24 protein-coding genes and 1 tRNA gene are annotated in these 23,228 nt (G+C 47.5%); 21 read left to right on the top strand and 4 right to left on the bottom strand.

Features of this window, described 5'->3' with window-relative positions:
• Position 1: 1 nt before the first annotated feature.
• Positions 2-619, bottom strand: coding sequence for a spore protease YyaC (gene yyaC, locus AC0YNT_RS08060; RefSeq protein ID WP_475804106.1), 618 nt, complete (start codon positions 617-619; stop codon positions 2-4).
• Between the two features lie 115 nt (positions 620-734).
• Here yyaC and AC0YNT_RS08065 point away from each other — a divergent pair, with 115 nt between their 5' ends.
• The 5 genes from AC0YNT_RS08065 to AC0YNT_RS08085 all read left to right on the top strand — a co-directional run bounded on the left by AC0YNT_RS08065 (position 735) and on the right by AC0YNT_RS08085 (position 3,699).
• Positions 735-974 (top strand): putative Se/S carrier protein, encoded by a 240-nt coding sequence (locus AC0YNT_RS08065; RefSeq protein WP_475804540.1) that lies wholly within the window; start codon positions 735-737, stop codon positions 972-974.
• 15 nt (positions 975-989) lie between these two features.
• Positions 990-1,865: a mechanosensitive ion channel family protein gene (locus tag AC0YNT_RS08070; protein ID WP_475804107.1), complete on the top strand. Its 876-nt coding sequence runs from the start codon at positions 990-992 to the stop codon at positions 1,863-1,865.
• The gene (locus tag AC0YNT_RS08075; protein ID WP_167281233.1) at positions 1,855-2,073 is read left to right on the top strand and encodes a DUF951 domain-containing protein; all 219 of its coding nucleotides are present in this window, start codon (positions 1,855-1,857) and stop codon (positions 2,071-2,073) included. Before AC0YNT_RS08070 ends, AC0YNT_RS08075 begins: the two co-directional genes overlap by 11 nt.
• A 69-nt stretch (positions 2,074-2,142) precedes the next feature.
• Positions 2,143-2,233 (top strand) — tRNA-Ser (locus tag AC0YNT_RS08080).
• Positions 2,234-2,382: 149 nt separating this feature from the next.
• The gene (locus AC0YNT_RS08085; protein ID WP_475804108.1) at positions 2,383-3,699 is read left to right on the top strand and encodes an NAD(P)/FAD-dependent oxidoreductase; all 1,317 of its coding nucleotides are present in this window, start codon (positions 2,383-2,385) and stop codon (positions 3,697-3,699) included.
• 317 nt (positions 3,700-4,016) lie between these two features.
• On the opposite strand, the gene AC0YNT_RS08090 is transcribed toward AC0YNT_RS08085, so the two are convergent.
• On the bottom strand, positions 4,017-4,199 hold the full coding sequence (locus tag AC0YNT_RS08090; protein ID WP_167281235.1) for a YjzC family protein: 183 nt from the start codon (positions 4,197-4,199) through the stop codon (positions 4,017-4,019).
• Positions 4,200-4,384: 185 nt separating this feature from the next.
• Here AC0YNT_RS08090 and rpsF point away from each other — a divergent pair, with 185 nt between their 5' ends.
• The 6 genes from rpsF to AC0YNT_RS08120 all read left to right on the top strand — a co-directional run bounded on the left by rpsF (position 4,385) and on the right by AC0YNT_RS08120 (position 8,741).
• A complete protein-coding gene (gene rpsF / locus AC0YNT_RS08095) occupies positions 4,385-4,669 on the top strand; it encodes a 30S ribosomal protein S6 (RefSeq protein ID WP_015847812.1) in 285 nt (94 codons plus the stop codon).
• 34 nt (positions 4,670-4,703) lie between these two features.
• Positions 4,704-5,243, top strand: coding sequence for a single-stranded DNA-binding protein (gene ssb / locus AC0YNT_RS08100; protein WP_167281236.1), 540 nt, complete (start codon positions 4,704-4,706; stop codon positions 5,241-5,243).
• A gap of 18 nt (positions 5,244-5,261) precedes the next feature.
• The gene (rpsR, locus tag AC0YNT_RS08105) at positions 5,262-5,546 is read left to right on the top strand and encodes a 30S ribosomal protein S18 (RefSeq protein ID WP_167281237.1); all 285 of its coding nucleotides are present in this window, start codon (positions 5,262-5,264) and stop codon (positions 5,544-5,546) included.
• A 241-nt stretch (positions 5,547-5,787) separates the two neighbouring features.
• A complete protein-coding gene (locus AC0YNT_RS08110; protein WP_167281238.1) occupies positions 5,788-6,210 on the top strand; it encodes a DUF1641 domain-containing protein in 423 nt (140 codons plus the stop codon).
• A gap of 30 nt (positions 6,211-6,240) precedes the next feature.
• Entirely contained in the window at positions 6,241-7,419 is a 1,179-nt protein-coding gene (locus tag AC0YNT_RS08115) for an NAD(P)/FAD-dependent oxidoreductase (protein WP_167281239.1), read from the top strand.
• 176 nt (positions 7,420-7,595) lie between these two features.
• Positions 7,596-8,741: a cation:proton antiporter gene (locus AC0YNT_RS08120; RefSeq protein ID WP_475804109.1), complete on the top strand. Its 1,146-nt coding sequence runs from the start codon at positions 7,596-7,598 to the stop codon at positions 8,739-8,741.
• 39 nt (positions 8,742-8,780) lie between these two features.
• Here the strand turns inward: AC0YNT_RS08120 and AC0YNT_RS08125 are convergent, their stop codons facing one another.
• Positions 8,781-10,121, bottom strand: a complete 1,341-nt coding sequence (locus tag AC0YNT_RS08125) for a hemolysin family protein (RefSeq protein ID WP_475804110.1) — start codon at positions 10,119-10,121, stop codon at positions 8,781-8,783.
• Between the two features lie 249 nt (positions 10,122-10,370).
• Between AC0YNT_RS08125 and AC0YNT_RS08130 the strand changes: the two genes are divergently transcribed.
• Positions 10,371-11,138 carry a DUF1836 domain-containing protein gene (locus AC0YNT_RS08130; RefSeq protein WP_475804111.1) on the top strand — a complete coding sequence of 256 codons (768 nt, stop codon included), beginning with the start codon at positions 10,371-10,373 and terminating at the stop codon, positions 11,136-11,138.
• A 64-nt stretch (positions 11,139-11,202) separates the two neighbouring features.
• Here the strand turns inward: AC0YNT_RS08130 and AC0YNT_RS08135 are convergent, their stop codons facing one another.
• Positions 11,203-11,556 (bottom strand): DUF4870 domain-containing protein, encoded by a 354-nt coding sequence (locus AC0YNT_RS08135; RefSeq protein WP_475804112.1) that lies wholly within the window; start codon positions 11,554-11,556, stop codon positions 11,203-11,205.
• A gap of 181 nt (positions 11,557-11,737) precedes the next feature.
• Between AC0YNT_RS08135 and AC0YNT_RS08140 the strand changes: the two genes are divergently transcribed.
• The 9 genes from AC0YNT_RS08140 (at position 11,738) to AC0YNT_RS08180 (ending at position 23,179) form a co-directional block, all read left to right on the top strand.
• Positions 11,738-12,166 (top strand): CBS domain-containing protein, encoded by a 429-nt coding sequence (locus AC0YNT_RS08140; protein ID WP_167281244.1) that lies wholly within the window; start codon positions 11,738-11,740, stop codon positions 12,164-12,166.
• 124 nt (positions 12,167-12,290) lie between these two features.
• Positions 12,291-14,120 (top strand): amidohydrolase family protein, encoded by a 1,830-nt coding sequence (locus tag AC0YNT_RS08145; protein WP_475804113.1) that lies wholly within the window; start codon positions 12,291-12,293, stop codon positions 14,118-14,120.
• A gap of 98 nt (positions 14,121-14,218) precedes the next feature.
• A complete protein-coding gene (locus AC0YNT_RS08150; protein WP_341805922.1) occupies positions 14,219-15,139 on the top strand; it encodes a DUF2232 domain-containing protein in 921 nt (306 codons plus the stop codon).
• A gap of 20 nt (positions 15,140-15,159) precedes the next feature.
• A complete protein-coding gene (locus AC0YNT_RS08155; RefSeq protein ID WP_167281247.1) occupies positions 15,160-17,121 on the top strand; it encodes a DHH family phosphoesterase in 1,962 nt (653 codons plus the stop codon).
• Positions 17,118-17,564, top strand: a complete 447-nt coding sequence (gene rplI / locus AC0YNT_RS08160; protein ID WP_167281248.1) for a 50S ribosomal protein L9 — start codon at positions 17,118-17,120, stop codon at positions 17,562-17,564. The genes AC0YNT_RS08155 and rplI overlap by 4 nt, the downstream gene beginning before the upstream one ends.
• Before the next feature lie 207 nt (positions 17,565-17,771).
• Positions 17,772-19,145, top strand: coding sequence for a replicative DNA helicase (gene dnaB / locus AC0YNT_RS08165; RefSeq protein WP_167281249.1), 1,374 nt, complete (start codon positions 17,772-17,774; stop codon positions 19,143-19,145).
• Positions 19,146-19,344: 199 nt separating this feature from the next.
• On the top strand, positions 19,345-20,631 hold the full coding sequence (locus tag AC0YNT_RS08170; RefSeq protein WP_475804114.1) for an adenylosuccinate synthase: 1,287 nt from the start codon (positions 19,345-19,347) through the stop codon (positions 20,629-20,631).
• Between the two features lie 142 nt (positions 20,632-20,773).
• Positions 20,774-21,478, top strand: a complete 705-nt coding sequence (locus tag AC0YNT_RS08175; protein ID WP_475804115.1) for a hypothetical protein — start codon at positions 20,774-20,776, stop codon at positions 21,476-21,478.
• Positions 21,479-21,616: 138 nt separating this feature from the next.
• A complete protein-coding gene (locus tag AC0YNT_RS08180) occupies positions 21,617-23,179 on the top strand; it encodes a peptidoglycan DD-metalloendopeptidase family protein (protein WP_475804116.1) in 1,563 nt (520 codons plus the stop codon).
• The last annotated feature ends 49 nt before the right edge of the window (positions 23,180-23,228 follow it).

The following is a 23,228-nucleotide window of genomic DNA, read 5'->3' on the forward strand; positions in this document are numbered from 1 at the left end:
TTTAATTGGTGTGGGGATGTTCTAAAGCGGCTGCCTGTTCTCTGGAACGGGAAGAAGTATGAATGCTGTTCATGATGGAGGAGAATAAGCTCGAAGCAATGATATCCGCCATCTTCATAACTAGGTGAAGACGGGTATTTTGCAGAACGAAATATTCCATAAAGCCTCCGACATTTACGATGCCGGTAATATGAATATCGCCTACAGGCGGAAGCTCTTTGTTCACACCAGCACCAGGCCTTACAGGTCCTGTACCGACTTGAATGGATCCGATGCTTGCCACTTGTCCAAGACAGGCGTCAATACCGATGACAAAAGGTTTGTGATAGGTGCGATTGATCTGATGGAGAATCTCTTCAAGGTTCATGGCATGTACAGGCTCTTCTAGAGTGCCGTATAGGGAGAAGTGAGGGCTTTTGTATTTGGAAAGTGTCGTGCCGATCAAAGGGCCAAGGGAATCACCGGTAGAGCGGTCCGTGCCAACGCAGACAATGACAATCGGTCGTCCTGCGGACATTTCATCAAGCATTAGAGAAAGCCGGCCCACGATCTGTCCAACAGCGTTCGCTTCCGTGTGAGGCACCTTCAATGGTACATCCTTCAAAAATGATAGTTTCATAGAATCCCCTCCGTAAATGCCAATATGATACTAGTATATGGATAGGACAACCATTTTATACGTTGCGAAGCCAATAGTTTCGTTGTTTTAGGTGAAGGAGAGGAGAAATACGGTGATGTTAATTGCTTTCGATTCGACGCAGCAGGCGCTTCGTGCAGAAATGCTGCTTGAATATGCAGAGATTGAGATCGATATATGTCCGACGCCAAAAGAAATTACAGCAGGCTGCGCGTTATCGATTCATTTTCCAGAAGAGGATCTGCATACGGTAAAGAATGTAATTGAAACGGAAGACGTAGCGATCCGGGGAGTGTTTAAGCCGGTTGCATCGGGGTATGAGGAAGTAATACTGTAAGCGAGGTAAGAGACAATGAATATTAAAGCCTACTTTGATGATTTCGCGACATGGATAACAAACGAGACAACTTGGGAAGGTTTTGGGCAATCACTCTTCCGCATTGTAGTTATTATCATCATTGGGCAGCTTAGTATATGGCTCGCGAACAAAACGATTGATCGGGTCGTATTAAACCGGTCTGAGAGCCGTCTTGTTATGCAGACAAGAAGAATGACAACAGTCGGCAAGCTGATCAAAAATATTATCTCATACGCTGGCTATTTCATTATTGGGATGCTAGTACTAGATGAGTTTGGCGTACAGCTTGCACCTCTTCTAGCTGGGGCAGGAGTTATTGGTCTAGCAATTGGCTTTGGCGCACAAAGCTTAGTGAAAGATATTATTACAGGATTCTTTATCATATTTGAGGATCAATTTGCTGTAGGCGATGTGATTCAGACGGGAACTTTCAAAGGGACGGTTGAGGTCATCGGCCTTCGGGCAACGCGGATCCATAGCTGGACAGGAGAGGTGCATATTATTCCGAACGGAATGATCAATGAGGTAACTAACTTCTCCATGCATAACTCCATTGCTTTTATCGATGTGTCTATTGGTTATGAAGAAGATGCGGAACGTGCGATTACGATCATCCGTAAGGAATTAGAGCGGTTTGAGGATGATAACCTGGTGAAGCGTCCAGACGTGCTTGGTATCCAGACCATGCTTTCCACGGAGGTTAAGGTACGTATTACGGCAGAATGTCTGCCGAATATGAATGGGGTAGTCGCAAGATCACTTAATGCGTACATTAAAAAAGTGCTGGACGATCACGGGATTGACATCCCGTATCCACGAATGGTAACGTATCATCGCAATGAAAGGGGCGGCGATCCGAATGGAGCGTAAACAATTCGAGCTTGGCGATATCGTTCAAATGAAGAAGCAGCATCCCTGCGGCTCCAACGAAATGGAGATTATTCGAATGGGGATGGATATTCGTATCAAATGCGTAGGATGCAAGCATAGTGTTCTAATCCCGAGAGCCAAATTCGAGAAGAACATGAAGAAAGTACTGCGATCAACTGCTGATTCAGGGCAGAATGAGCAGGCCTGAAAATATTTTTCCTGAAACTGTTGCATTGGGACAAGTCATATGATAATATAGTTTTTGCTTGACACTCGCGGAGAGGTACCCAAGAGGCCCAAGGGGGCTGACTCGAAATCAGCTAGGCGTGTCAAAGCGTGCGTGGGTTCGAATCCCACCTTCTCCGCCATACAACGTAAACAACGCTACGGCGGTTACATAGAAAAGAAGCTCCTACGGTTAAATGTAGGGGCTTTTTTTATGTTCTTTTGTATTCAAAGGTATGATAATATGTTAACCACAATAATAAAAATAAGTTAACATATTAGGGTGATAAAAATGACTCGTTATGATGTGACTATTATAGGAGCAGGTGTCAGTGGAATCTTTGCTGCGTATGAGCTTGCCGCCAGCGGACTGAAGGTGCTACTGCTTGATAAGGGCAAGAGGCTGGAAGAGCGAAGCGACAGCTATATAGGCTTTGGCGGTTTAGGCTTGTCTGAGGGCAAGTATAACTTCACGAATGACTTTGGTGGAGAGCTGGAGCGGAAAACAGGCTATGATGCTGCTCTGCGGCTTATGGAAGGCGTAGATGCTATATTATGCAGGCACGGAGGAAGTGCGGCAGAGCTTTATCATACTTATGATCCAGAACTTGCAAGTCGAGCGATAGCATCCGGCTTCGGGATTCTGTCTACCAAAACCAGGCACCTGGGGACGAAATTATCAAAACATGTCCTACATGAGATGTTTTTTTATTTAAAGTCCCGGATCGACATGCAATTTGATGCGGAGCCTTCAAGCATCACACCGAAGGATGGCGGTGGATTCGCTGTTATGTTACCTGATGGAATCATTATTGACTCGGAGCAGGTTATTATCGCAACCGGCAGAAGCGGGAACGACTGGTTGTCCAAACAATGCCAGTCTCTTGGGATTGGACGGGGAGAAGCCAGAGTAGATCTGGGACTTCGAATCGAAATGCGTGGTAATCAGTTGGATAACCTGTTGAAGAGTTCCTTCGAGACAAAGCTCAGCTTTGAAGGCGAAGATTATACAGCCACTACCTATTGTATGAATCCTCGGGGCATGGTCGTGCTAAAGCTTCAGGAGGGGCTGGCGATGCCAGACGGACAAAATTATCGGGAGAAGGAAGAGGGATCTTCCAACCTTAATTTCACTCTGTTTATTCCGAATCGATTTGCGACTTTAGAGGAAGCTGACGTCTATTTCCGCGATACAGTCGGTCGAATTAATCGAGCTCGCAATCGAATTGCCGCTCAAAGGCTAGGCTCTCTACGGGAAGGGAGTATGGCGAGTAACGAACCAGGCAGTGGAACGATCAGGCCAACACTGGAGGCGGAATTTGCAGATCTGAGGCAAGAGGTTCCTGGACGTTATATTGCAGTGACGTTAGCATTCCTAGAAGCACTGGAGAAGCTGCTCGGGGAGCCAATCGACCAAGATACGATCCTATATGCAATCGATGGAAAGCTGTATTCACCGTCCATTGAGACAAACAACAGGTTCGAGACAACGGTAAGAGGACTATATGTAATAGGGGATTGTTCAGGCACTACCCATTCTTTATCTCAGGCGGCAGCAAGCGGAGTATATGTAGGAAGGCTGCTGGCGAGCAAGGGCAGCTTTAAATAATAAAAAGAGGGACTCTCGCGAGCCCCTCTTCCGACGGTGTTGTAAGTTTCGATGAATTCACACATCAATACGGACAGAAAACCAGGTTGTAATCCTCACAGATCGGTACACAATTCCACTAATGCTTCATCGCTTATCCGATCGTGAATTTACAGTAATGTGTATTTAGCACAACGCCTCGCTTCTTTTGTGAATGAGTAGTTAAATTCTCTAGTAGCCCTTGCACCACAAAGGTTCAATGGAACCACACCTCTCTTCACCGTCGATAATTAGAATGTCCGAAGGTTTAAGTTCTTATTCGCGCTCTGATAAAAAATTTAGTGAGCCATTCGTTTCCACTTACGTTCATGGTTTGATGTCTCTGGGAATCTTTGTCCACGTTTGAGTTCAACCTTCTTCGGGTTGTTAATGCCCATATGGTAGGAATTGACGCCCGATTCTATATAGGTGCCGTCGTTTGGCGCGTGATCGCCGGGAGAAAACAATGTCCATTCACCCATATTCGTTCACCTCCTTGTCCGATTCTTATTATGAACCGGAGAGGGCAGGGTCATGAAAGGTAGAAATCGGGAGTGCCGAATGACTTGTCAAGGTATAGGCTATTTGCTATACTGTGTAGATGCGAGTAATAATCTCGCTCCTTGCCCCTTAAAGGGGCCGTTAGTCCAAAAGGAGGTGAAACACAATGCGCAAATATGAAGTGATGTACATCATTCGTCCGGATGTTGAGCAAGAAAACGTTCAAGCCATCGTCGACAAATTCAGTGGCATCATTAACAATGGCGGGGAAGTCACAAAGCAAGATGTGATCGGTAAACGTCGTCTTGCGTATGAGATCAATAAGATTCGTGATGGTTACTACGTTCTGGTTCATTTCAATGCAACGACAGAAGTTGTTAATGAACTTGACCGCATCATGAAAATTACGGATGAAGTTATCCGTAGCTTGATCGTCAGAGACGTTGCTTAATCCACGCTAGATGTTCGATTGGGAGGCAAAGGCGATGTTGAATCGTGTAATACTGATTGGCAGATTAACAAGAGACCCCGAATTGCGTTATACACCAGCAGGTGTAGCAGTTACGCAATTTACGATAGCAGTAGACCGGCCGTTTACGAGCGGTCAGGGCGAGCGCGAAGCGGATTTTATTCCGGTCGTAACTTGGCGGCAGTTGGCTGAGACATGCGCCAATTACTTGCGTAAAGGTCGCTTAACAGCGGTAGAAGGACGCATTCAAGTGCGTAACTACGAGAACAACGAAGGTAAACGCGTCTATGTGACGGAAGTTATTGCCGATAACGTTCGCTTCTTGGAATCTAACCGTGAAGGCGGAGCTCCGCAAGAAAGTGGCAGTTATGCCGGAAGCAACAACAACAGCGGAGGATCTTTAAGCGGCGGCGGTGGTAACGCTCCTTATGGCGGCGGTAACGGCGGCGGCGGCGGAAGCCGGCCTAGTACTCCACGTAACAACAACAACAGCCGTGATCCGTTCTCGGATGACGGTCGACCGATCGATATATCAGAAGATGACTTGCCATTTTAATCGAAAGGATGGGTTCGAATGAGCTTCAAGCAAAGAGAAGGCGGAGACGGAGAGCGTCCAGAACGCAAATTCGGCGGCCGCAAAGGCGGACGCAACAAACGCCGTAAAGTATGTTTCTTCACTGTGAACAAAATTGCTCACATTGACTATAAAGATACTGATCTGCTCAAAAAGTTTATCAGCGAGCGCGGCAAAATTTTGCCACGTCGTGTAACTGGAACTAGCGCGAAATACCAACGTCTGCTGACGGTTGCTATCAAGCGTGCACGTACAGTAGCATTGCTGCCGTACACAACTGAGTAGTAAGTAGTAAGAAGCCCATTGAGACTAACGTCTCGATGGGCTTTTTTCGTGTTTTCATAAAAATAGGAATTGATCATTTGACGCAAGAGGAATACAATAAGATGTAGTTCGTGCATACAAGTCGGCGATGATGTTAGAGCTTCATTGTGAATAATTTCACTTTAAATTTACAGTTGTGGAATATCGACTTATGCAAGTAAATCATTTGATCGATTACTGATGGAAAGAGGGATGCATTCGTATGTCTGAAACCGTAACGAAATTACCTGAAGAATCCGGCTCTGTACGTGAACTGGACGTTCTCGAGCAACTGCTGCAACCAGAAATTCAGCAATCGCTGACTCAACTGGTGAACCACCTGCCTAAATTGGCAGAACTGGTGACGCTTATGACTAAAGCTTATGATGTAGCTACTACAGTAGCAAACGACAAAGTTCTGATGAACGATATGGTTCATGGCTTTGGCGAATTCGTTCAACCAATCGTTGATAAAACTAAAGGTATTGCTAACGCAGCAGTTGAAGCTGGCGATCGTGCACAAGCCGATAACTCGACAATTGGTCTCTTTGGCATGCTGAAAATGCTGAAAGATCCACAAGTACAAGCAACACTTCGTTTCGCTCAATCGTTCCTGAACGTATTGGCTGAGCGTAAGAACGTATAATTCGGAATCATACAAGAGCGGAGGGTAAACATGGCTAAGCAAATTTTAATTCTTGGCGGCGGTTATGGCGGTCTGTTGAGCGCACTAACGGCTCGTAAATACATTTCGGCTGAAGAAGCAGAAATCACGGTAATTAACAAAACGCCTTACCACCAAATCATTACTGAATTGCATCGTCTGGCTGTAAGCGGCGTTAACGAAGGAAACGTAGCACTTCCTTTGGAAAAACTGCTTAAAGGCAAATCGGTTAATCTGGTTATTGATACAGTTGAGAACATCGATCCAGAGAAAAAACAAGTTAAACTGGCTGGCAGCGGCACAGTGAAATATGATCAACTGGTAGTCGCTCTAGGCGGCGAAACAGCATTCTTTGGCATCCCTGGTCTCGAAGAGAACAGCCTGACGCTGAAATCGGTTGAAGAAGCGAAGCAAGTTAGCGCTCATATCCAAAACCGCATTGCAGCTTATGCGCAATCCAAAAACAAAGCAGACGCAACAATCGTTGTTGGCGGCGGCGGCCTGACAGGTATCGAGCTGATCGGCGAGATCGTTGATATGCTTCCAAAATGGTGTGCAGAGCATGGTGTTGACCGCAGCGAAATCTCGCTGTACAACATTGAAGCTGGTCCAACCATTCTGATGGGCTTCCCAGCTGACCTGCTTGAGCGTGCGAAATCCAGCCTGACTGACCGTGGCGTTAACCTGATCATGGGTGTTGCCGTTACTGAAGTTCAAGGCAACACAGTTATGCTGAAAGACGGCAGCTCGATCGAAACGAATACATTCGTTTGGACAGGCGGTGTTACAGGTAACCCTGTAGTAGCAAACTGTGGTATCGAAGTAAACCGTGGCCGTGCATCGGTTACTGAATTCCTGCAATCGACTTCCCACTCGGATGTATTCCTTGCTGGCGACAACGCGTTTGTTATGGGTCCAGAAGGCCGTCCTTACCCACCAAGTGCACAAATCGCTTGGCAAATGGGCGAGTGCATTGGTTACAACCTGTTCGCATCGGGCAAAGGTATCCCAATGAAATCGTTCGAGTTCGTTAACTCCGGTGTTCTTGCGAGCCTTGGCCGCAAAGATGCAATCGGTACAATTGGTGCTAGCCAGCTGAAACTGAAAGGTACAGCAGCTACACTGATGAAAGAAGCAAGTAACGTTCGTTACCTGACTCATGTTAACGGTCTGTTCTCGTTCTTGAAATAATAGTTTTATTCGAGAAAAGGAACCATTCGCTGGTTCACTCGTAATAGTAGTTAAATAAGCTTTATCTTGGAGGAGCCTGCCACAGCGGGCTCCTTCTGTCTATTTTCGGGAGCCTGCATAGTTGCAGGCTCCTTTTGTTATGCTTAAATACATGGAGGAAGGAGCGCCATATAACAATGGTATTCATTTTATATTTGGTCATTATATTGTTCGCTACCAAGGTTACAGGAGCCTTGTCTGTACGATTGGGGCAGCCTGCTGTACTTGGAAAGCTGCTCGCAGGCATTATTATTGGCCCAGCTGTACTGGACTGGGTACAGCCGGATGATTTTATCGGACATTTCTCGGAAATCGGTGTGCTGCTGCTTATGTTTATAGCGGGGCTGGAGACCGATCTGGAGCAGCTGAGGAGCAATTGGAAGGCCTCGTTCGCTGTTGCTGTTGGCGGCATTATACTGCCTTTTGTAGGCGGTTATGCGATTGCTGCAGCGTTTGGCTTGTCGAACAATGAAGCGTTATTCCTTGGGCTGCTGCTTTGCGCCACTTCAGTCAGTATCTCGGTGCAAACCTTGAAGGAAATGAATAAACTGCAGACGCGTGAGGGGACGACCATTCTAGGTGCTGCAGTTGTAGATGATGTCATCGTAGTCGTCTTGCTGGCGGTTATGATGAGCGTTCTTGTTCCTGCTCAAGATGTATCGATTGGGCTGCTTATCGGTAAGAAGCTTTTGTTCTTTATTATAGTTGTTGCAGCGGGATGGCTATTGGTGCCTCGTTTCCTAAAATGGTTCTCTCCACTACGTGTGACAGAAGCGGTCATGAGCGGGGGGCTAATCATCTGCTTTGCCTTTTCTTATTTTGCAGAGGAGATGGGCATCGCAGGTATTATCGGCGCCTTTGCTGCAGGTATTGCGGTATCGCAGACCTCGTATAAGCTTGAAGTGGAATCGAAGATTGAGCCAATTGCCTATACGTTATTTGTTCCCGTATTTTTCGTCAGTATCGGTCTTCATATTACCTTCGATGGAGTAGGTGAGCAGCTTCTCTTCATTGTGCTCGTAACCCTCGTAGCTTCGATTACCAAGCTGTTAGGTGGTGGGCTAGGGGCGCATATGACGGGCTTCGACCGACGTGGTTCCATCGCGATTGGGGCAGGAATGGTGTCACGTGGAGAAGTGGCACTCATTATTGCCGCAGCAGGGCTGGAGTCAGGCTTATTGCTGCAGAAGTATTTTACATCGGTTGTATTGGTCGTGATTCTATCAACACTAATAACTCCACCGCTTCTCAAGCTTACTTTTAAAGAGCGGGAGCAGGCATAACAAAAGGCAGCCTCTTGGCTGCCTTTGTGTGTTATATGATTACGCCGTTTCAACTTCGGCTTCATGATTGCTGTCATTATCTGCTTCAATTTCAATAATCAGTTCAACCTTCTTAATGCGGTGCTTACCAATCTCACGAATAATGAATCGCAGATTCTCATACTGCAGTTCTTTACCAGGCTTCGGATCCTGGAATTCGGTAAACAGCCAGCCGCCAACCGTGTCGACGTCATCTTGTTCGAGGTTAACCCCAGTAAGTTCGGTAATATGATCAAGTGATACTTTTCCGTCCAGCAGGTAGCAGTTATCAGCCAGCTTCTCGATTTCTTTCCGTTCGTCCTCATCGAATTCGTCGCGAATCTCACCAACGATCTCTTCCAAAATATCTTCGATTGTAATCATACCGGAAGTACCGCCGTACTCATCCATCAAGATGGCGATATGAACACGTTCCTGCTGCATACGTTTAAGCAATGTCTTAACCGGCAGAACCTCAGATACGGCAAGAACGGGATGAACGAGCTTCTGGAAGTTAAACTCTTTGTTCTCCTGGAATTCAAGGAACAGCTGCTTCGTGTTGATCATGCCGACGATATTATCTTTGCTGCCGGTTGCAACAGGGAAGCGGGTGTACTGCTCTTTGCGGATGATATCCATATTGTCAATTAACGAGTTATTCGTATATAAGCAAATCATATCGGTACGCGGAACCATGATTTCTTTCGCAAGCATCTCGTCAAAGGCGAAGATCCGGCTCACGTAACCATATTCGGTGTTATTGATTTTACCGCTTTGATAACTGTCGTTAAGAATAATCTGAATTTCTTCTTCACTATGCGCTTCTTCATGATCTTTCACAGCCTTGAGTCCGAACATACGGATCAGGGAAGTAGCAGAGCCGTTCAGCACCCAGATGAAAGGGTACATAATCTTGTGGAAGTAGATAATCGGTTTGGCAACGGCAAAGCTGATAAACTCAGCTTTCTGAATTGCCCATGTCTTCGGAGCAAGTTCACCCATGACAACATGCAGGAATGTAACGGCAACGAATGCTATAACAAAGGAAATAATATGGTTCAAATCGCTGTGTACGCCCAGTTTCTCGAATAACGGATGAATAATTCGTTCAACGGTAGGCTCGCCTAGCCAACCAAGTCCGAGGGCGGTAATCGTAATACCAAGCTGACAAGCCGACAGATATGCGTCAAGGTTGCTTGTCACCCGTTGTACGGAAAGTGCGTTTTTCTTTCCTTCGAGCACGAGCTGATCGACGCGGCTGGCACGAAGGCGGATTATCGCGAACTCCGTTGCAACGAAGAAGGCGGTTAATACAATTAATACAGCAATCATAAACAAATTAAATCCTATACTACTGTCCATTTCGGTTCTTCACAATCCTTTATGAAATATTATAAGTTCCTATGATCTACTATAACGAACTTCAGCTAACAGTTGCAAACTTGCTATTTTACGTTACGGGGGCGATACCCCCCATTATTCCGAAAAATACGGTGCTATCATGACATTATTGGCAAATACCTCGTCTTTACAAGGCTCTCTACAGGGGCGTATGATAAGTTCAGTTGAGCTTGTAATTAGGCTACATGGTTATATGAGGAGGTAAGCGGCATGGAAGCTTTTACGCTTACTCGCAAAGAGATGGCGGATCTGCTGCTCGCGCTGCATGGCCAAAACTGCTGTGAACCGCTTCAAGTTCTGCAGCAGGCCTGGAAGAAGTCGCATCTTGATGCGTATGAAACTGGGTCGTCCTTGCCGGCATTCCTGTCGACGAAACTTCCACCAGTCTTGGTGAAGCTAATTAAAGGGCGAGAGGTCAAAGGATTTTCTTTGCAGGAAATATCCGCGCTTGGCGGATTAATAGAATTTTCACAAATGTCGATTACATCGATGCAAAATTGGGTGAAAAGAGATTTCAAGCCTTATTTCGACTGCCCGAAAGTCGGGAAAAAATATTCGCTTAATCAAACAGCACTGCTGTTTATTATCGATGACCTGAAGTCGAGTCTTGATTTCGGCTCTATTCGCAAGCTGTTTGATCGGCTATTCAATAAACCGGAGGATGAGACCGATGACCTGATCGGTCCGCTGGAGCTGTACAACTCCTATACCTCCATGTTTGAAGAGCTAGCGGCAAGCGGCTACCGGCTGCTAGACATGGCTCGTCCAGATGCAGCAAGGCGAGACAAAGAGGCTGTTATGGAGCAATTGCTTCACGAAGCCTCTGAACCATTTCTGAAGGTACTGCCTCATCTAAGTGATGAGCAGACCGAGGTTCTTCGTCATATCCTGTTCATTGCAGCCATATCGATTCGTACATCCTACTTTCATTCGCTCGCCAAACGGTATTGTCATGCGACCTTGTTCCTGAACCCGTAAACGGTCACTACACATAGGAAGTATAAAAAGGCAGCAACCGATGTGGTAAACTGCCCAGACGCTTTTAGAACCTGCTTGATTGCTGTTCTGCCCAGTCGCCGATATAAGGCAGCTTGAAGCGCTTGCCCTGCAGGGCGAGAAGCATCAGGGCTATCCATAGAATAAAGCCTACGGGGGTCACAATGAGACCAAGAAGCCAGCCGATGATGGGAATAAAGCCTAGAATGAGGTTAAGTACGATAAACACGACAGAGACGGCGATGGATTGCAGCGCGTGGAATTTTACAAAGCGGCTCTGTTTTTCCACGACTAAGAATATAATACCGGTAATAAAGCCAAGGAAATAAGCAAGCAGTGCTGCTACTTTCGGGTCTATACCTGTTGAGGAATGATCAGGTTCGAAGGAAGCGCTGGACATGAACGAATCTCATCCTTTCTATATCAACTCTCGTGAAGATTGTATTCATGTCCGAAAAGTTATATGTCAAACGTATTTTTAATCAATAAAACAAGGAACCTGCAGCTTAGTTATTGAATCTACAGTAGTGGAGCAACAGCTCACGGTACCAACCAAAAGAAAGATTGGAGTTGAATGACGGATGAATATTGCGTTTTTTCTGCTGCCTAAGCAGGAGGTTGTAACGGTAACGCAAGATGCAACGCTCAGGCAAACCCTAGAGAAAATGGAGCATCACCGCTACTCGGCGGTCCCGATTATTAATGAAGAAGGCGGCTATGCCGGCACGGTAACTGAAGGTGATTTACTCTGGTACATGAAGAATACACCAGGTGTGACATTCGAGAATGCCCATAAGATATCTCTAATAGATGTACCGCTGCGGATGAAGAATCGTTCGGTTCGGATCGATGCCGATATGAAGGATCTAATTGCACTTTCGAAAGTACAGAACTTTGTTCCTGTCGTAGACGACCGGGGACATTTCATAGGGATCGTCCGCAGAAGTGAAATTATTGATTATTGCCAGACTTTTATTCCTGGATCACCATCGCTTGCGGTTGAAGCGTAAACTTTGCACCAACAAAGAATAGGACAAATCAGCTCCTCCTGGTTCTTTTCGGTAGAAGGCTATATTTTCAGATGGTTTAGGTGAAAATATTTCCGTATACAGGGTTAACATCAGGAGGCGCTTCATGAATAGGAATGAGCACCAAAAAGACGGAAACCGTAAACGGTACCGTCTTTTTGTTTTATTGATTATCGTTGTTATTGCCTGCTGCCCTGGATGGTACCAAGCCATGATGAGCCTGGAAGCCTCACAAGTGGTCAGTCAAGCGGTACTGGAGAAGGTCTACGATACGGTCATCACCGGAGGCAGGGTCATAAATCCGGAAACGAAGCTGGACAAGAAGGGTTGGAATGTTGGGATTAGCAATGGTCAGATTGCTATTGTTACACCAAAGCCCCTGAAGGGTAAACGAGTTATAGATGCTTTTGGGCTTGTTGTAGCCCCTGGATTTATCGATAATCTTTCCTACGATCCGAATCCGCTTGGTGTTTGGAACAAGATCGCAGATGGAGTAACAACGAATATTGCCATGCATGGTGGTACCTCAACACCGGACGAGTGGTACGGGTATTATGAAAAGAAGCAGTTACCCGTTCACTTCGGGGCCTCGTTCTTTTACACGCAGGCTCGCTATCGTTATGAACTCGACCGCTATGACAGTGCGCTTCCTGATCAGATCACCCAGCTTGTTGAACAGGCTGAGAAGGCACTAAATAACGGGGCATTAGGCATTTCGTTCAGTCTCGAATATGTGCCGGGGATTACAGCCGCCGAGATTCTCCCGCTTATGAAGCTGGCATATGACTATAATGTACCTGTCTACTTCCATGCCCGTTACTCCGATATGGAGGAGCCGGGTACTAATCTAGATGCGCTTAAGGAATTGATCGGTTACGCGAAGAAAACAGGAGCGGCCGTTCATATCGATCATATTAATAGTACAGGCGGTACTTTCTCGATGAAGCAGTCACTAGCGCTGCTGGATGTTGCGCGTAAACAGGGACTAGACATAACGTCCTGCGTCTACCCTTACGATTACTGGGGAACATTCCTGAACTCGGCCAGGTTTGATGAAGGCTGGCAATCGAGATTCCGGAGCACATTTAAGGATCTGCAAATTGCGGGTACGGATCATCGACTGACCGAAGAGACGTTCGGGCGTTATCGGGCTGAGGGGAAGCTAGCGGTTGCTTATGCGATACCGGAGCAGGATGTGATAGATGCCTTGAAGGCACCATATGTCATGATCGGCAGTGACGCAATTCTGGAACCGGGCAATAACAATCATCCGCGTGCTTCCGGCACCTATGCGAGGACATTAGGGCTGTACGCAAGAGAGAAGCGGGTCGTTACTTTAATGGAGGCTCTTATGAAGATGAGCTTGATGCCTGCGCAGCGGCTGGAGAAGCAGGCCCCTGCTTTACGTAAGAAGGGCCGTATAGCCAAAGGAATGGATGCTGATATCGTCATCTTTGATTATAAGACGATTACAGACCGGTCTACCGTTGAGCATCCAGAACAGTTGTCAGGCGGCATTCGTTATGTATTAGTCGGCGGACAGCTTGCCATGGATAAGGGAAAGCTGAATAAATCGGTTCATATCGGTCAACCGATCCGAAGCGAGTTTGTACGGGTCAATGGAGGGGCGGATAAACGGAGCTGGGGAGTCCGGCAATATGCCATTGTCGATTACAAAGGAACGCCATACGTCGATGTCCGTTCCTTGGAGCAGCAAGGCTTCAAGCTGGTCTGGAATAAAGTCACGCATGTCGTTACGGCAACGAGCAGCAGCCAACCACCGCCCTCGACCAGCGGTGCGGAGATAGCACCTGCCGAAGGACAACTTATGCTGGAGCGAGGTTATCAGCTTGAGGCTGCTGGCAAGAAGACGGCTCTTATCTCTATTGGCAGCCGGATGTTTGTACCCTTATCGATCCTGGAAGGCTTGAAGTAAGTGCGATGGGTACCGGACTAAAGGATGTTCGTGTTCTGTTTTGCTTTTATGATATAATGGGATGTGGAATGTTTGTAAATTGATTATGTATGCAAGAGGTGAACGGCTTGAAAGGTAAGCCCGGTATGAAAGCAGTTCTATGGAGCGGCGCGTCTCTGCTTCTTATTTTGTCATTGGCAGTACCTGGATTTAACATACTTACGATGATGCTGCTGATGGTGCCTTATGTTGTGTTGTACACGACGTTGTCGACGCGGTCCTTTTTACTGCATCTTGTGCCGGTATGGATTATAGCGGCTGTTATTCTCGGCCCGTCTGTTCTAATTATCGCGTTATTTTTCTTAATTCCCGCAATGATGATGGGACAGATGTATCGGAAACGGGCGTCAGCACCGCGTATATTAAGGCGTACAACATTGACGATTCTATTCTGTCTGCTGGCAGAGCTCCTTATATTCGAAGGGGTATTGAATCAATCTTTTATTGATCAAATTGGTGAATTTGTCCGTACATTAGTGAATGACCTGAGCTCGGAGGGGGTGCTCCCGAAAGAATGGGACAGCGATTATACGGAATCCCTCATTCGAATGATGATTCATTCGATCCCGCAGGCGATCATTCTGATCTCCTTCGTGTATGCCGTCATTTCGCAATATTTCGCCCGCAAAGTGCTTGCGGCTTCTAATGAAGATATTCCGAAGATGCCACAAGCAAAAGACTGGATGCTTCCAAGAATCATGGTCTTCTATTATCTGATCGTGTACATTCTGAATATGTTCGTATCCAGCGACAGCAGTTCCTTCTACTCCGTAGCGCTTATGAATTTGGTGCCGCTTATGCGGTATGCGTTCACGATTCAAGCGATCGGATTTTTCTTCTACATTGCGCATCAGCGTAAATGGAACAAGGCGGTTCCGGTTATTATCGCTATTCCGCTTCTGTTGTTCCCGCCGCTTAGCTTGATTGGCGTACTAGATGCTGCTTTTCCGATCCGTAAGTCGTTTTCGAAATCATCATAAGCTATAGGGGCGAATAGGAAATGCCGAAGTTTCTTGTCACGCGATGGCATGGCATGCATCAGGTCTGGTCTATCGCATTAATGGTTCTCATGACCGTAGTACTCACCTGGTATTGGTGGGTGCTCGGGCTAATCGCGCTTCTTCTCACGATTGCTGCGGCCATTTATACGGTGCTTGCGGAGCGGGCCTTCCGCAAAGATTTGAAGTCGTATCTCGGGACGTTATCCTACCGGGTTAAGAAGGTCGGAAATGACGTCATCGGTGAGCTTCCGTTTGGCGTTATTTTGTATAACGAAGATCGGGCAGTGGAATGGCATAATCCCTTTATCTCGCAGATCATGGGTCAGGAATCCGTGATCGGGATGCCGCTGACAGAACTGTTCCCAGCCCTTCAACAAGTGAAAGACAAGGAAGGAACCGTTGAAGCTGCGGTAGGCGGACATGTCTATCAACTGATCTTCAAGCAAAAGGAACGGATTCTGTACGTTCAGGACATTACGCTGCTGTGGCAGCTAAACAAACGGTACGACGAGGAAAAGCTTGCGATGGGCGTAGTGATGATCGACAGCCTCGAGGAAGTGACGCAAGGGATGGACGACCATCAGCGAAGCTCGCTTCAGTCGAAGGTGACGACCGAAATTACTGAATGGGCGCAGCGTTATCAGCTGTATCTGAAGCGGGTCACCTCGGACAGGTTCCTGCTCATTACAGATCAGAAGACACTGAGGCAACTGGAGCAATCCCGGTTTGTTATTCTGGATGAAGTGCGGGAGATGACCGGTGACCAGAAGATCCCGATTACGCTCAGTATCGGCTTCGCCGCTGGAGCAGAAAGCATCGTAGAGCTTGGCCAATGGGCACAGTCCAGTCTCGATATCGCACTTGGACGCGGCGGCGATCAGGCTTCTGTGAAGGTAGGCGGCAGACAGTCATTCTACGGCGGCAAGACGAATGCGGTAGAGAAACGTACCCGCGTGCGTGCACGTGTGGTGGCACATGCGCTTCGCGATTTGATTCGCGAGAGCGGCAACGTGGTTATTATGGGCCATAAGATGCCGGACATGGATGCGATTGGTGCTGCGATTGGTGTGATGAAGGCGGCACAGATGTTTGGCAAAGAAGCTTTTATCGTATTGGAAGGCATTAATCCTGCGATTCAGAAAATGATGGAAATGCTGCGTGAGGATGAGAAGTTTGCGAAAAGGTTCATTACACCGGAGCAAGCGCTTGGTATAACGGACGGCCGCACACTTGCGGTTGTTGTCGATACGCATAAAGCATCGATGGTGAAGGAGCCTCGCATTCTTGCACAGACAAATAAAATTGTGGTGATTGACCATCACCGCCGCGGCGAGGAATTTATCTCGAACGCGATCCTGGTCTATATGGAACCATATGCTTCATCAACCTGTGAGCTCGTGACCGAGCTGCTCCAGTATATTCACGACCGTGTGCTGCTCGATGTACGTGAAGCAACAGCACTGCTTGCCGGAATCACAGTGGATACGAAGAACTTCTCGCTGAGGACTGGCGCCCGTACTTTTGACGCGGCTTCGTTCCTGCGGCGCAACGGCGCTGATTCAATGATGATTCAGCGGATGCTGAAGGAAGATCTTGAAGAGTATGTACGCAAGGCGGAAATTATCAAGCATGCGGAAGTGTTATATGAACATGTGGCGATTGCGGTCGCGGAGCCGGGCCGGAAGGTGGCACAGCTTCTCATCGCGCAATCGGCTGATACGCTGCTTAATATGACGGATATATATGCTTCGTTCGTCATTGGGGAAAGGCCCGATGGGTTAATCGGCATCAGTGCCCGCTCACTTGGGCATATGAATGTACAGGTTGTGATGGAACGAATGGGCGGCGGCGGTCACTTGACGAACGCGGCAGCCCAGCTGGAGGGCACCGTTCAAGAGGTAGCGGTGAAGCTGAAGGACGTATTAGCACAAATTGAAGCGGAAGAGGGGTTATTTGAATGAAAGTAATTTTCTTGAAAGATGTAAAGGGCCAAGGTAAAAAGGGCGATGTGAAGGAACTGTCTGAAGGTTATGTACGTAATTTTCTACTGCCGCAAGGACTTGCCAAGCTGGCATCCGACGGCAACTTGAAGACACTCGAAGTTCAGAACGCTTCGGAAGTGAAACGTAAAGAGAAGGAAAAAGCGGATGCAGTTGAGCTCGGCAAGCGTCTGGAAGAACTGAAGATCGTGATTAAAGCTAAAGCAGGTGAAGGCGGCCGGTTGTTCGGTGCTATCACTAGTAAGCAAATCGCGGAAGCGCTGGCTGCGCAAGCAGGCGTGAAAATCGACAAGCGGAAGATCGAGCTTGAAGATGCTATTCGTACCCTCGGCGTAACACTGGTGCCGGCAAAGCTGCATGTTGATGTGAAAGCGAAGCTGAACGTTCATGTTACGGAAGAGTAATCATTAGATCTAACAAGTAACGTAATCATAAAACGAAGCAATGGCGATGTGTTCAGCATCGCTATTGTTGTATAAAGAGATACTGCCGACAGTTACCATAGCTTTCGGTGGCTCGCAACTGCTACACTGATCGTTGTAGCTTAATGGATTCGGATGAGTATGAAGCAAGAATTGCTTCGCAATTCTTTTAAGGAGGAACAAATAAGCATGAGCATGAATAGTACAGAGCTGATGTTTGATCGGGTGCCGCCGCAGAACCTGGAGGCGGAGCAAGCCGTTATCGGCGCGATCCTGCTTCAGTCGGAGGCGCTGATCACCGCGATGGAGCGGCTGCGCAGCGAAGACTTTTATAGCGTTCCTCATCAACATATTTATGAAGCAATGGTTGATCTCGGTGAAAGCGGGCAGCCCGTCGATCTGATCACGTTAACCGCCCATTTGCAGGACAAGCAGCTGATTGAGGAAATCGGCGGTGTGTCGTACCTGGCTAGAATGGCAAGTGCGGTGCCAACGGCGGCGAACGTCGATTACTACGCACAGATCGTGGAAGAGAAATCGATGCTGCGCCGGCTTATCCGGACGGCAACGAATATCGTGTCCGACGGCTATGCTAACGAGGATGAAGTCGGCATTCTTCTAAGTGATGCGGAGAGAAAAATCCTTGAAATCTCGAACCGACGCTCAAGCAGCGGCTTTATCTCGATCCGTGATGTGCTAATGGAGGTATTCGAGAAGGTCGAGACGCTCTATAATCAGAAGGGAGCCGGGACGACCGGCATTCCATCAGGGTTCGTCGATCTGGACAAAATGACAGCAGGCTTCCAACGCAGCGACTTGATTATTATAGCGGCACGTCCTTCCGTAGGTAAGACGGCTTTTGCGCTTAACATTGCTCAGAATGTCGGCGTTCGTGCCCGCGAGACTGTCGCGATCTTTTCACTTGAGATGTCCGCGGCTCAGCTGGTACAACGTATGGTGTGTGCAGAGTCGAATGTAGACGCAACACGAATGCGGACCGGTCAGCTTGAGGGCGATGACTGGGAGAAGCTGACGATGGCGATTGGCGCGTTGTCAGAAGCCCAAATCTATATCGATGATACACCCGGTATTACGGTTGCCGATATCCGTGCAAAGTGCCGTCGTCTAAAGAAAGAAAAAAATCTTGGCATGATTCTGATCGATTACTTGCAGCTCATTCAAGGCCGCGGCAAAGCGGGGGAGAACCGTCAGCAGGAAGTATCAGAAATTTCTCGTACACTGAAACAAATTGCCCGTGAGCTTGAAGTGCCGGTTATCGCCCTGTCGCAGCTCAGCCGGGGTGTCGAGCAGCGCCAGGACAAGCGACCGATGATGTCTGACCTTCGGGAATCGGGTTCGATCGAGCAGGATGCCGATATCGTTGGATTCTTGTATCGTGATGATTACTACGATAAGGAATCTGAGAAGAAGAACATTATCGAGATCATTCTTGCCAAACAGCGTAATGGTCCGGTAGGCACGGTTGAACTTGTATTCTTGAAAAACTTTAATAAATTCGTAAGCTTAGACCGCACGCACGAAGACCCGTCGCAGGCATCATAACTTATGTATCATATCCGAACAATTGTATGGGTGACTGTGCAATTGTTCGTTTTTTGTTTGACTTCTCTATACGGGACTGCTACACTGTTATTGCTGTCTTTTGCGTTGAATTCGATTGTTTCTGAGTAAGAAACACGGATTCGGCGAATGATAAGACGGTAATTTTCGGTGTGCAAAATCACCGGACGGGGGTATGATTATGTCTACGGTTGTTGTTGTCGGTACGCAGTGGGGAGACGAAGGGAAAGGCAAAATTACCGATTACTTGGCGGATGGGGCCGACGTCGTCGCTCGTTACCAAGGTGGTAACAATGCCGGACACACTATTCTCATTGACAACAAAAAGTACAAATTGACGATGATTCCATCGGGTATTTTTAATCAAAATAAAACTTGCGTCATCGGTAACGGGATGGTTATTAACCCGCAAGCGCTGATCGACGAAATTAACTATATTCATGACAATGGCTTCTCGAGCGAAAACCTGAAAATCAGTGACCGCGCCCATGTCATTATGCCTTATCATCTCGTGCTGGACGGCCTTGAAGAAGACCGTAAAGGCGATAACAAAATTGGTACAACACGTAAAGGTATCGGCCCATGCTACATGGACAAAGCCGCTCGTAACGGGATTCGTATCGCGGACCTTCTGGATGCAGAAGAGTTCGAAGAAAAGACTCGCCGTCAGGTAACAGAGAAAAATCAAGTGATCCAGCAAGTATACGGTGGAGAGCCGCTTGATGCTGATGCGATTATTGCCGAATACTTAGGCTATGCGGAGACGCTTCGTCCTTACGTAACGGACACTTCGGTAGTCCTGAACGATGCAATCGATGCAAACAAAAAGGTTCTTTTCGAAGGCGCACAAGGCGTTATGCTTGATATCGACCAAGGTACTTATCCATTCGTTACTTCCTCTAACCCTTCGGCTGGCGGCGTATGTATCGGTTCTGGCGTAGGTCCATCCAAGATCCAACAGGTTATTGGGGTAGCGAAAGCTTACACAACTCGTGTAGGCGACGGTCCATTCCCTACAGAGCAAATCAATGAAATCGGCGATTTGATCCGTGATAAAGGTCATGAGTACGGTACAGTAACTGGCCGTCCGCGTCGTGTTGGCTGGTTCGACAGTGTTGTTGTCCGCCATGCTCGCCGTGTCAGCGGTATTACAGGTCTTTCCCTTAACTCCCTTGACGTATTGAGCGGTATTGATACAGTGAAAATCTGTACAGCTTACAAATATCGCGGCGAAGTCATTGAGCATTACCCAGCAAGCCTGAAAATGCTGGCGGAATGCGAAGCGGTATATGAAGAAATGCCAGGCTGGAGCGAGGATATTACAGGAGCGAAGAAGCTGGAAGATTTGCCGGTTAACACGCTGAACTACCTTAACCGCGTATCCGAGCTGACAGGTATTCCAATTGCAATCTTCTCGGTAGGACGTAACCGTGAGCAAACAAATCCGGTTCGTGCAATCTACGAATAGAATTTATGGATGAAGAGGATAGCCCAAGGCAAATTGCCGGCGGCTATCCTCTTTTGTTTTCATTCTAAGAATGGTTCACCTTGTTTCATAGGAATGCTAACCCTATTCTTTGACCATAATGGTAGATAGAAGAAGGAAAGGGATGAGCACAATGTGGTTAAAAGCGGCCGTATGGATCGCAAAAATCGTAGCGGCGGGACTCATCGTCAGCTTTCTCTCCATATGGACAACTGGTTATATCGTTAGTAGTTATGTAGAGATGCTGCTGAAGCAGTATAATTTGCCGCTGGAGGTACAGCCAATGGCCATGTCCGGTGTATGGGGCAAGCTGTGGGGCGCTGAGCCGGTCCAGAAGGACGATACTGAGAAGACTGGGACGGATGAAGCCGGGGATGATGATAAGGTTGCGATGGACGCCTTTGGCGACCAGCCGTCTAACCCGCCGCTAACGGATATTGGTATTGGCGGTGGTACGAAGGCGGAAGGCAGCCCAAGCGGACAGCCGGATGATTCGGGCACGAGTACGGGGGCGACTGAAGGTACAACCGAAGGCGACACAGGCAGTGCACAGACAGATGATGATGAAGCGCCTTCCATTGATGGATCGGAAACCGCCATTACGACTGAAGATATGAATGCCGTAAAGGGTCAAATGAGTGATGCGGATAAAGATCAATTGTTCGGATTATTAATGAGTGAGCTGCCGCAGCAAGCCTTGCAGACGATATCTGGTTACATGGAAAACGGGCTGACTGATGAGGAGCTTACACAGGTCGAACAGCTGATGGCGCAGTACCTCGACCGTGATCAATATGAACAAATGATGGGAATTCTGAAAAAATATTAATTTTGACTCTTGACAAGAATGGTTGCCGCGTTTATTAAGCATATGTTAAAGTAAGGCGAGTGATCCGACAGGACATTCGTCTTTTTTCATGTCGGAACCCGCAATTTCATGCAGGAAAAGTGCGAAAAGGAGACTATCATGACCGTTTTCAGCCCCAAGGATCGATTTCGGAAGACTTTGAACCTAGCAGTTCAGTTCTTTCGGCCTACCGATCTGCAAGACTCGAAAGGCAAGAAGCAGCCTCCATCCCCAGGCGATAAGTCCCATACTCCGGTGTGGAAGAGAAAGCCTGTCATGCTAACAGCAGGGGTGCTGGTAATCCTCGCAGCAGCCGGTATCGGTGGTACCGGATACGTACAAGCGAATACAGTCGATTATTACAACGTATATAAAGATGGCAAAGTGGTTGGCTCGGTCAACGATCCGGCGGAAGTCGATCAGTTGATCAAGGAACAGACCGAAGAAGTGAAGAAAGCCAATCCGAAGCTTAACATGATTTTGGATGCAGGTGAGATTACTTACAGCGGTGAAAGCGGCTTTAAAGCAGAGCCGGAGACAGAACAGACATTAGCAGCGCTGAAGGGCTTACTGACGTCGCACGCGGAAGGCGTGGAGCTTGTTATTGACGGTAAGGTTGTTGGTATCGTGAAGGACCAAGAAACAGCCGATACGATTCTGACAAGAGTGCAGAGCAAATATGCTCCACAGTTAGCGGCAAACAAGAAGTCAGCGGAAGTATCCACCTTGTCCTATTCGAAAACTTCCACCTCCAAATCAACGGCAGAGAAGAAGACGAATAGCGGCAACAAGATCACGGGTGTGAAATTCGTTGAGGAAGTTAAGACGGAAGAAGTTGCAACGGATCCTAGCAAGATTATGGATGCGAATGAATTGTACCTGAAGCTGGTGAAGGGCGATTACAAGCCAACCAAATATACGGTTCAAAAAGGCGACTGCGTCGGCTGTATTGCCGATAAGTTCAAAATTTCCGAGCAGGTTATTTATGATAACAATGGCTGGATTGAGCAGGACATGATCAAAGAGGGCGATGTTCTTGATCTGACCGTGCTTCAGCCGGAGCTGACGGTGAAGACAGAAGAGCGTTCAACAGAGACGATCTCCTATGATGCACCGGTAGAAATTCGTAAGAGCGATTCGATGAAGCTTGGAGAATCGAAGGTGCTGACTGAAGGCAAGAGCGGGAAGAAGACTCTTACATACCGGGTTGTGAAGCAGAACGGTAAGGTGATGACAGAAGAGCTCGTGGACAGTCAAGTTGTTGTGAAGCCGGTAGCAGAGGTTGTTCTGAGAGGAACAAAGGTTATTCTCGGAGAAGGCACAGGTCATTTTGCATCACCGGTATCCGGTTGGTCGCTTTCAAGTAAGTTTGGCCAGCGTTGGGGCCGGATGCATAAAGGCATCGATATGACGGGCGGCAAGACGATTATGGCACCAGATAATGGAGTTGTAGAATTCGTTGGTCAGAAAACTGGTTACGGCAATTGTATTATTGTAAATCATAAGAATGGTTACAAAACGTTATATGGACATCTGAAGTCCATTAGCGTGAAGAAAGGCCAGATTGTCGAAAAAGGTGACCAGCTCGGTATTATGGGCAGCACTGGTGAATCGACTGGCGTACATTTACATTTTGAGATTACGAAAAACGGTGTTTTGCAAAATCCGTTAAAGTACTTATAATATATATTTTTCCCAGGGAGGCTGTCCGTTAGAGGACAGCCTCTTTTTT

The sequence above is a fragment of the Paenibacillus sp. J22R56 genome, from assembly GCF_056269375.1.

Coding starts and splice junctions, on each gene's coding strand:
- yyaC (WP_475804106.1), bottom strand. CDS start 619: ATGAAACTATCATTTTTGAAGGATGTACCATTGAAGGTGCCTCACACG.
- AC0YNT_RS08065 (WP_475804540.1), top strand. CDS start 735: ATGTTAATTGCTTTCGATTCGACGCAGCAGGCGCTTCGTGCAGAAATG.
- AC0YNT_RS08070 (WP_475804107.1), top strand. CDS start 990: ATGAATATTAAAGCCTACTTTGATGATTTCGCGACATGGATAACAAAC.
- AC0YNT_RS08075 (WP_167281233.1), top strand. CDS start 1,855: ATGGAGCGTAAACAATTCGAGCTTGGCGATATCGTTCAAATGAAGAAG.
- AC0YNT_RS08085 (WP_475804108.1), top strand. CDS start 2,383: ATGACTCGTTATGATGTGACTATTATAGGAGCAGGTGTCAGTGGAATC.
- AC0YNT_RS08090 (WP_167281235.1), bottom strand. CDS start 4,199: ATGGGTGAATGGACATTGTTTTCTCCCGGCGATCACGCGCCAAACGAC.
- rpsF (WP_015847812.1), top strand. CDS start 4,385: ATGCGCAAATATGAAGTGATGTACATCATTCGTCCGGATGTTGAGCAA.
- ssb (WP_167281236.1), top strand. CDS start 4,704: ATGTTGAATCGTGTAATACTGATTGGCAGATTAACAAGAGACCCCGAA.
- rpsR (WP_167281237.1), top strand. CDS start 5,262: ATGAGCTTCAAGCAAAGAGAAGGCGGAGACGGAGAGCGTCCAGAACGC.
- AC0YNT_RS08110 (WP_167281238.1), top strand. CDS start 5,788: ATGTCTGAAACCGTAACGAAATTACCTGAAGAATCCGGCTCTGTACGT.
- AC0YNT_RS08115 (WP_167281239.1), top strand. CDS start 6,241: ATGGCTAAGCAAATTTTAATTCTTGGCGGCGGTTATGGCGGTCTGTTG.
- AC0YNT_RS08120 (WP_475804109.1), top strand. CDS start 7,596: ATGGTATTCATTTTATATTTGGTCATTATATTGTTCGCTACCAAGGTT.
- AC0YNT_RS08125 (WP_475804110.1), bottom strand. CDS start 10,121: ATGGACAGTAGTATAGGATTTAATTTGTTTATGATTGCTGTATTAATT.
- AC0YNT_RS08130 (WP_475804111.1), top strand. CDS start 10,371: ATGGAAGCTTTTACGCTTACTCGCAAAGAGATGGCGGATCTGCTGCTC.
- AC0YNT_RS08135 (WP_475804112.1), bottom strand. CDS start 11,556: ATGTCCAGCGCTTCCTTCGAACCTGATCATTCCTCAACAGGTATAGAC.
- AC0YNT_RS08140 (WP_167281244.1), top strand. CDS start 11,738: ATGAATATTGCGTTTTTTCTGCTGCCTAAGCAGGAGGTTGTAACGGTA.
- AC0YNT_RS08145 (WP_475804113.1), top strand. CDS start 12,291: ATGAATAGGAATGAGCACCAAAAAGACGGAAACCGTAAACGGTACCGT.
- AC0YNT_RS08155 (WP_167281247.1), top strand. CDS start 15,160: ATGCCGAAGTTTCTTGTCACGCGATGGCATGGCATGCATCAGGTCTGG.
- rplI (WP_167281248.1), top strand. CDS start 17,118: ATGAAAGTAATTTTCTTGAAAGATGTAAAGGGCCAAGGTAAAAAGGGC.
- dnaB (WP_167281249.1), top strand. CDS start 17,772: ATGAGCATGAATAGTACAGAGCTGATGTTTGATCGGGTGCCGCCGCAG.
- AC0YNT_RS08170 (WP_475804114.1), top strand. CDS start 19,345: ATGTCTACGGTTGTTGTTGTCGGTACGCAGTGGGGAGACGAAGGGAAA.
- AC0YNT_RS08175 (WP_475804115.1), top strand. CDS start 20,774: ATGAGCACAATGTGGTTAAAAGCGGCCGTATGGATCGCAAAAATCGTA.
- AC0YNT_RS08180 (WP_475804116.1), top strand. CDS start 21,617: ATGACCGTTTTCAGCCCCAAGGATCGATTTCGGAAGACTTTGAACCTA.